The following is a 6,417-nucleotide window of genomic DNA, read 5'->3' as shown; positions in this document are numbered from 1 at the left end:
CGTGACCATGTCGAACTCACGGTTGAGAATCCCGACGTAGGTGGAATCGCCGAGCTTGTTCGCGGCGACCGCGGTCCCGAAGTACCGCCCGCTCTCCGCGGCGGACGCGCCCAACGTGGTGCCGGCGCTGGCCACGCTCGGCAGCACGACGGCCAACGCGCCGAGCAACCCGACCGCACCGGCCAGGGCCGCGACGCGTCGCCGCCCCTCTCGTGCCACCGGCCTGCCGGCAGCGGTGACAGCAGTTCTGGACATCACTTCCTCCAAGGGTCGAACCGCGGGCAGCCGAACCGAAAGTTGCGATACAGCTGTTTGACGCTTTCGAAAACTAAGGTGGAAGATCGCGTGAGTCAAGGATTGAGATTCACCTATAGAGACGCATGAGTGCAGGTAGAGCCGCAGGCAGGGCTGATCACACTACTTCTGCGGCTTACGAAAGTATCGGAACCTGGGGCGGTGGACGCGGGTCAGGCGCCACTCGACCGGATGAAGACGCGGTCGAGTTGGTGGTCGATCAGGGCCACCGCTCGCTCGGCGGACCGCTGTCCGAGCAGGACGCTCGACTGGAGGCCTTCGGCGGTGGCGACCAGCAGCGCGGCCTCGGTCGGTGCGTCGAGGTCCGGTCGCGCCTGGCCGAGTTCCCGGGCGTGGGAGATCAGGTCCGTGACGAGCTGGTCGAGCGCGCGCGGGGCGTCGCGGGCTACGGCTGCGAGCGCGGGTTCGACGAGGAAGCGCACGAAGTACGCCGCGTAGACCAGGTGCCGGTTGCGCCGCTCCTCGTCGAGGGGGAGCAGTTCGAGCAGCACGCCGCGCACGATCGCGCGCAGGCCGGGCGTCTCGCCGAGCATCGCCAGGCGTTCCCGGGCGCGCTGCTCGGCCTGGGCGTTCAGGATCTCCAACGCCCCCAGCAGGAGTTGGTCGCGGGTGCCGAAGTAGTACTGGAGGAGGCGGGCGGACACCCCCGCCTCGGTGGCGACCTGCCGCAACGTCACGTCTTCCAGCCCGCCGCGGGTGGCCAGCCGCCACACGGCCTCCGCGATCTGACGGCGTCGCAGGTCGTGGTCCGCCTGTCTGGGCACCTCGACCACCCTTCGCGCCGCGACGCCGAGCGCATCGTTGTGGTGCGATCGTACCAAGACCTGTTATGGTGCGATCGCACCACAAAAATCGATCGAGGGGGTAGGCAGGCATGAAGTACGTGGCGGTTCAGGTCGTGGGCATGGTCCTGTTGGTGTTGGGGGCCCAGGGCGCCATCCGGCTGCTGCTCGACCACGACCGGTCGGGGCTGCTGGGGTGGGTGCCGGGCGGGTTCGCGGTGTGGCTGTCGTGCTACGTGGTGGGCGTCGTCGTCGGGGCGGTGCTGGCCGGGTGGGGCAACCGGAAGGCGAAGCGGGTCGGGGCGATCGGCGGCTGACGACCGGACGGGTGCCGGTCCACGAGGTGTGGCGGCACCACACACGGGCGCGGTGGGAAGAGTGGGGCGGTTCACCAGCGACGAAGGGTCGCCCGGGCTTTTAGCGTCGGCGTATCGCACGTGACCGCCATCACTCAACGTGGAGGATGCGCCCATGTCGGATCGTCGCTCTGCCGGGACCGTTCGCGGTCCCGTCGCGACACTCGTCGCCGTGCTGGCCGTGGTGGTGATCGCCGCGGTCCACCTGGTCTCCTCGCCGCTCCCGGCCGCCGCGGCGACCCTGCGGGAGGTCACCGGGTTCGGGTCGAACCCGGGCAACCTGCAGATGTTCCGCTACGTGCCCGACGGGTTGCCCGCCGGTCGCCCGGTCGTGGTCGCCCTGCACGGCTGCACGCAGAACGCCACCGGGTACGGCCCGGGCACCGGGTGGTTCCAGCTGGCCGACCGCTGGCGGTTCACCGTGGTGGTGCCGCAGCAGAAGTCGCAGAACAACGCCAACTCCTGCTTCAACTGGTTCGAACCGGGCGACACCCACCGCGGTTCCGGCGAGGCCCTGTCCATCAAGCAGATGGTGGACAAGGCCAAGTCGGACCACGGCGGTACGTCGGCCTACGTCAGCGGGTTGTCCGCGGGTGGTGCGATGGCCGCCGTCATGCTCGCCACCTACCCGGACGTGTTCTCCGGCGGCGGTGTGATCGCCGGGCTGCCCTACCAGTGCGCCACCACGGTGGCCGCCGCGTTCGGCTGCATGAACCCCGGCACCAACCTCACGCCCGCCCAGTGGGGCGACAAGGTCCGCGCGGCGCACTCCTACTCCGGTCCGCGGCCGAAGGTGTCCATCTGGCACGGTTCCGCCGACACCACCGTCCGGCCGCTCAACGGCACCGAACTGGTCGAGCAGTGGACCAACGTCAACGGCACCGACCAGGTCCCCGACGTGAGCGACACGGTCGCCGGTTACCCGCACCGGGTCTACGGCGGCACGGTCGAGCACTACTCGATCACCGGCATGAACCACGGCCAACCCGTCGACCCCGGCACCGGGACCACCCAGTGCGGCGCCACGGCCGCGTACATGCTCGACGTCGACATCTGCACCGCCTACCACCTGGCCCGCTTCTGGGGCCTCGACGGCGGCACCACCCCGACCACGACCAGTGGCGGCAACCCCACCACGACGACCCCTCGACCGCCCTACACCGAGACCGTCACCGGCACCGCCACGGACCACTACGTGGCCCAGCGGGTCGACGTCGGCGAGTACAACACCCTGGGCGCGCGCTACGGCTACAACACGCCCTTCCCGCTCTACCGGTGCGGTGCGGAGTGGACGGACAAGGCCGACTGCTCGGCGATCTGACCTCCGCCTGCCCGGTCGGGACGTCGGTGTCGCCCACCCGGGGCGGCCGATCGACCGGAGCGTGCTGCGGGCCGACCGGCTCAGGGCCTGATCGGGGTGGCGGGATCGCGGCCGACCCGTGCCGCGATCCCACCACCGCGGGGATCGCGACGACGCCCCCCTCGGAGCGTCGTCGCGGCCGTCACCAGCGGTCGGAGGTGGCGATCTGCACCAGCTGCTCGACGGTCAGCGGCGGCCGGTCGGCGAGCAGGGCGCCGCTGCCCTTCGGCGACTGCCGGTTGCTCACGTGCATGCCGAACACCAGGCCGTCGGGGCGGATGAGCTTGACCTCGTTGGTCACGCCCGAGCCCTCCAGCGCGACCTGGCTCGTGGCCAGGGACGAGCCGTCGGGCAGGTCGCGCACGGTGCAGCCGGGCTCCTCGGGCAGGTTGCACTGGGCCTTGTCGCCGACCCTGCCCGGGTACATCAGCAGGTCGAACCCGCCGGTCACACCGGTCGCGGTGAGCGTGCCGACGATCGCCGCGCCGACCCGCTTGCCCGGCTTGGGCCCGAGGTCGGTCGGCGCACCGGTGGGCGGTCCCGCGGGCAGGGTCATCACCGACGCGCCGGGGCCGCTCTCGGTCACGACGAACGTCGCCAGGTCGCCCAGCACGGCCCGGAACCGCTCCGCCAGCACCTCGGGGCTCTCGTGGGCGGGAGGCGGCGGCGTGGACGTGGTGGTGACTGGCGGCGCGGTCGAGGAGGCGCCGGGCTGCGCGGTCCGCGTCACGGGGCCGTCGTCGGGCACGAGCAGCACCGCGCCGGTCGCCACACCGGCCACCACGGCCGCCGCGAGGGCGATCGGCACGAGTCGGGTGCGCGACCGGGACGCGTCGGCACGCGTGCCCGGCGCGATGCCCGGCGGCAGGCCGGCGGTGGCCGCGTCCGCGCGCCGTTCCAACTCGTCGAACGCGTCGTGGAGCGTGCGCAGGTCGGTCATCTCGTCTCCTGGTAGCTGTGGGGGTTCGCGGTCAGGTCGACGCGGAGGGTCGCGAGCGCACGGGAGATCTGGCTGCGCACCGTCGTCACCCGGCAACCCAGCTCGACGGCGATCTCGGCGTCTGGCAGCCCGGCGTAGTAGCGCAGGACGACCGCCGCGCGCTGCCGCCGGGGCAGGCGTGCCAGGCGGCGGATCATCGCGTCCCGGCTCGCCCGTTCGTCGGCGCCGTCGCCGATCCGCGCCACGTCCGGCTCGACGTCGGCCCGTGGCGACGTGCGGGCCAGCCGCCGTCGCCAGGACAGGTACTCGTTGACGACCATCCGCCGCACGTAGGCGTGCGGCTCGGCCATCACCGAGATCCGGTCCCACCGCTCGAAGGCACGGCCGAGCACGTCGCTGACGATGTCCTCGGCCAGCCAGGTCCGGCAGGTCAGCACCGTGGCGAACCGCATCAGCGCCGGTCGCTGCCCGACCACGTACTCACCGAACTCCATCGGCTCTCTCCCGATCGGCCACTTGGCTTGTGATCACGCCCCTCAACGGGGAACCCGGCCGATCTGTTGCACGCCGCCGGGAAAAAGTCGCCGGCGGACCCTCCCCGGCACGTCCGGCGAGCATCCCCGCGCGGCCGGCGGTGCGTCCGCCGAACGGGCGATAACCACTCCCCGCAGTGGATCTTGCACGTACGGTGGGTGATTATGGGCCCGCACACGTGCGACGTGTCGCACCCCGAGGCGGCCTGACGCCCTGGCACGAACGGCGAGCCACCATGACCTTTGTCGCGAGCAACCTGCTGCCGCCGTCGACCGGCTCGGCGGTGGTCACCGGCTCGGGGGTGGTCACCGACGTCCCGCTCGGCTCGGCCGCCGAGGACCTGGTGCCGGTGGCCGACCTCGGCGCCGGTCGCGGGCCGCGGTGGCTCGACGAGTGGCTGGCCGCGAACCTCACGCTGGTGATGTCGTGGCGGCGCACCCTGCACGCGAACCCCGAGCCGATGCGCCGGGAGTTCCGCACCACGGCGATGATCGTGGAGATCCTGGAGTCGCTCGGCCTGCGACCACGCGTGCTGCCCTCCGGGACGGGTGTGATCTGCGAGGTGGGCAGCGGGCCGCGCGGGGTGGCCCTGCGCGCCGACATCGACGCGCTGGCCGTGGCCGAGGGCACCGGCGAGTCGTTCGCGTCCCGCGTGCCGGGCGTCTCCCACGCGTGCGGCCACGACGTGCACACCGCGATCCTGCTCGGCGCGGCCGCGGCGCTGGCCTCCGCGCCGGACCTGCCGGGCCGGGTGCGGCTGCTGTTCCAGCCCGCGGAGGAGGAGCCGGGCGGCGCGCACGACGTGATCGAGGCGGGCGGGGTCGAGGGCGTGGAGCGTGTCTACGGCCTGCACTGCGACCCGAAGGTGCTCGTCGGCCGGGTCGGGACCAGGGTCGGACCCGTCACGTCGGCGTGCGACATGCTCGAACTGCGCGTGACGGGGTGCGGTCCGGGCAGGCGCAACGAGCTCAGCGCCGACGTGGTGCACGCGCTCGGCGTGGTGGCGACCGGGCTGCCCGCGATGCTGGCCCGCCGCGTCGACCCCCGCTCCGGGACGGTGCTGGCGTGGGGCCTGATGGACGCGCCGGAAACGCCGTGCGGCACGCCCCGCGAAGGCCTCCTGCGCGGCACCCTGCGCACCGGCGACCCGGTGGTCAACGGCCAGTTGCCCGCGCTGGTCGAGGAGATCGTCGGCTCGTTGCTGCGACCGACGGGCGTGCGGTTCGAACTCGACCACGTCCCCGCGGTGCCGGTGGTCGACAACGACCCGGACAGCACCGCCGTGCTCCAGACCGCGATCACCACCGCCCTCGGGCCGCAAGCCGTCACGTCGACCACCCAGTCCACCGGTGGCGAGGACTTCGGCTGGTACCTGCGGCACGTCCCCGGCTCGTACGCGCGCCTGGGCGTCTGGTCGGGCGAGGGACCCCAGGGCGACCTGCACCAGCCGACGTTCCACGTCGACGAACGCGCGCTGGCGGTGGGGGTGCGCACGATGGCGCAGGTGGCGCTCGGCGCGCTGACGTCGCCCGCCCCGTCCCTCACCAGCGCGCCGTGAACCCGTACCAGGGGCCGTCGATCGGTTCGAACGTGTAACCCTCGCCGCCGGCGACGACGTCCACCGGTGCCCGGTCCGGGCAGTGGGCGTATCCCGTCGCGTCGAGGAAGCCCGCGTCGGCGACCTTGAGCACCGTGCACCCGGTGGACCCGTCGACGTTCGCCCACGAGACCGTGAACAACCCGACCCGGCGGTCCCGCACCGACCGGTCCGGTGCCGCACCCACCTCCGCGACCAGGGCTTCGAGCGCGGACCGGTGTGCGGCGAACGCGGCGCGCGGTACCACGCCGGTGTCGACCACCACCTCCGTCGTCACCATCAACGCGGGCACCAACAGGTACGGCCACAACCGGGCCAGGTGGCGCGGCCGCGGGGGTGGCAGCACCACCACCGCGGCCACGCCCGTGAACAACCACACGGAACCCACCGCGACCCAGCACAGGAGCGCGACGACGGACGTGGTGAAGTAGCCGCCGGGCGGCGTGTGCGACCACAGCGTGAGCACCACCGGCACGGCCGCCGCGATCACGGTCCACCACGGAGACCACCGGCGCGTCACGCGTTCGAGCATC

7 protein-coding genes and 1 pseudogene are annotated in these 6,417 nt (G+C 72.5%); 3 read left to right on the top strand and 5 right to left on the bottom strand.

Annotated features, from left to right (window positions below; translation table 11 throughout):
* Both AB0K14_RS33960 and AB0K14_RS33955 read right to left on the bottom strand, forming a co-directional pair.
* Positions 1-255 (bottom strand): annotated as a pseudogene (locus tag AB0K14_RS33960) (hypothetical protein); the annotation flags it as partial.
* A gap of 212 nt (positions 256-467) precedes the next feature.
* A complete protein-coding gene (locus AB0K14_RS33955) occupies positions 468-1,079 on the bottom strand; it encodes a TetR/AcrR family transcriptional regulator (RefSeq protein ID WP_360465358.1) in 612 nt (203 codons plus the stop codon).
* Between the two features lie 110 nt (positions 1,080-1,189).
* On the opposite strand from AB0K14_RS33955, the gene AB0K14_RS33950 reads away from it, so the two are divergent.
* Both AB0K14_RS33950 and AB0K14_RS33945 read left to right on the top strand, forming a co-directional pair.
* Complete coding sequence (locus tag AB0K14_RS33950) at positions 1,190-1,414, top strand: hypothetical protein (RefSeq protein ID WP_360465361.1); 225 nt, start codon at positions 1,190-1,192, stop codon at positions 1,412-1,414.
* Positions 1,415-1,625: 211 nt separating this feature from the next.
* On the top strand, positions 1,626-2,774 hold the full coding sequence (locus AB0K14_RS33945; RefSeq protein WP_360465364.1) for a PHB depolymerase family esterase: 1,149 nt from the start codon (positions 1,626-1,628) through the stop codon (positions 2,772-2,774).
* 181 nt (positions 2,775-2,955) lie between these two features.
* Here AB0K14_RS33945 and AB0K14_RS33940 read toward each other — a convergent pair whose 3' ends face one another.
* Positions 2,956-3,753, bottom strand: coding sequence for a hypothetical protein (locus AB0K14_RS33940; protein ID WP_360465367.1), 798 nt, complete (start codon positions 3,751-3,753; stop codon positions 2,956-2,958).
* Positions 3,750-4,247, bottom strand: coding sequence for a SigE family RNA polymerase sigma factor (locus AB0K14_RS33935; protein ID WP_360465370.1), 498 nt, complete (start codon positions 4,245-4,247; stop codon positions 3,750-3,752). Before AB0K14_RS33935 ends, AB0K14_RS33940 begins: the two co-directional genes overlap by 4 nt.
* Positions 4,248-4,522: 275 nt before the next feature.
* On the opposite strand from AB0K14_RS33935, the gene AB0K14_RS33930 reads away from it, so the two are divergent.
* The gene (locus AB0K14_RS33930) at positions 4,523-5,845 is read left to right on the top strand and encodes an amidohydrolase (RefSeq protein WP_360465373.1); all 1,323 of its coding nucleotides are present in this window, start codon (positions 4,523-4,525) and stop codon (positions 5,843-5,845) included.
* Here the strand turns inward: AB0K14_RS33930 and AB0K14_RS33925 are convergent.
* Positions 5,829-6,416: a hypothetical protein gene (locus AB0K14_RS33925; protein ID WP_360465375.1), complete on the bottom strand. Its 588-nt coding sequence runs from the start codon at positions 6,414-6,416 to the stop codon at positions 5,829-5,831. The genes AB0K14_RS33930 and AB0K14_RS33925 overlap by 17 nt on opposite strands.
* Position 6,417 lies beyond the last annotated feature (1 nt).

This window comes from Actinosynnema sp. NPDC050801 (assembly GCF_040673975.1).
GTDB lineage: Bacteria > Actinomycetota > Actinomycetes > Mycobacteriales > Pseudonocardiaceae > Actinosynnema.
This window is presented reverse-complemented; position numbering and strand designations above follow the sequence as displayed.

Coding starts and splice junctions, on each gene's coding strand:
- AB0K14_RS33950 (WP_360465361.1), top strand. CDS start 1,190: ATGAAGTACGTGGCGGTTCAGGTCGTGGGCATGGTCCTGTTGGTGTTG.
- AB0K14_RS33940 (WP_360465367.1), bottom strand. CDS start 3,753: ATGACCGACCTGCGCACGCTCCACGACGCGTTCGACGAGTTGGAACGG.
- AB0K14_RS33935 (WP_360465370.1), bottom strand. CDS start 4,247: ATGGAGTTCGGTGAGTACGTGGTCGGGCAGCGACCGGCGCTGATGCGG.
- AB0K14_RS33930 (WP_360465373.1), top strand. CDS start 4,523: ATGACCTTTGTCGCGAGCAACCTGCTGCCGCCGTCGACCGGCTCGGCG.
- AB0K14_RS33925 (WP_360465375.1), bottom strand. CDS start 6,416: ATGCTCGAACGCGTGACGCGCCGGTGGTCTCCGTGGTGGACCGTGATC.